1 protein-coding gene is annotated in these 1,068 nt (G+C 78.2%); it reads left to right on the top strand.

The window, feature by feature from the left end:
* On the top strand, window positions 1–1,068 hold a 1,068-nt coding region (locus tag AB0O00_RS41195; RefSeq protein WP_363659770.1), incomplete at both ends, for a Mu transposase C-terminal domain-containing protein.

Raw genomic sequence — 1,068 nt, 5'->3', positions numbered from 1 at the left:
GACCGCCCCGGCGCGGTGGTGCTGGTCGACACCGTCCCGCTGGGCGTGAGCGCCGTCGACCCGGCCACCGGCACGGTGGGCCCGGTCGCCCTGACCGCCGTCATCGACCTCTGCACCCGCAGCCTGCTGGGCTGGCGCCTGCTGCCGCGCGGCGCGGGGCCGGTGGACGCCGGGCTCGTGATCGCCGACGCCCTGCGACCGGAGCCGATGCGGCCGGGCTGGCCGGACGGCCTGCGGCACCGGACGCTGCGGCTCCCGTGCGAACCGCTGCTGGCGGCGGACGAGCGCTTCGCCGCCGCCGCGGCCCGTCCGGTGGTCTTCCCCGAACGGATCGTCGTCGACCGCGGCGCGGCGGTCGTCCCGGAGACCGTCAAGGACGTCTGCCGCCGCTACGGCATCGTCGTCCAGGACGGCCGGGCGTACCCGCCGGCCGGAAAACCGCAGGCCACCGCCGCGTTCGCGCACGTCCGGGCGCAGTTCGCCGACCACCTCGCCGCCTACCTCGCCGACCAGCCGGCCGGCTGCGGCGAGGAGCCGGACCGCCCCCGGACGGCCGGCGAACTGGAGGAGCTCTTCGCCGAGTACGCCGTCGCCGGCTACCAGCGCCGCCGCCAGCCCGGACTGGCCCTGCCCGGCCTGCCCGGACTCGACCTCAGCCCGAACGAGGCCTACCGGCTCGCCGTCCACCGCTGCGGCTACATCGCGGCCCCGCGCGACGCGGCGCTCTTCCTCGAACTCCTGCCGATCCACTGGGCCGTGATCCGCCCCGACGGGGTGCTCAAGGACGGCCTGCGCTACGACGGCCTCGCGCTGCGGCGCCACGCCGGCCGGCCCTCGCCGTACCCCGGGGGCCGGTGGCCGATCCGCTACGACCCCCGCGACCCCGGCCGGGTCCACTTCCACGACCCGGACACCGGTACGTGGTCGGCGCTGGCCCGGACCCCGGGAACGGACGGGGTCGAGCCGTTCACGGACCTGACGCCGGTGCTGCGGGAGGTCCTCGCCCAGCGCGGGGGCCGTACCGGCGCCGTCCCCGCGCAGCGCGGCCCGCTGGCCCGGGAGTGGGCC

Source organism: Kitasatospora sp. NPDC093558 (assembly GCF_040683475.1).
GTDB lineage: Bacteria > Actinomycetota > Actinomycetes > Streptomycetales > Streptomycetaceae > Kitasatospora.
The sequence above is the reverse complement of the archived record's forward strand: the minus strand, read 5'-3'. Positions and strand labels throughout refer to the sequence as shown.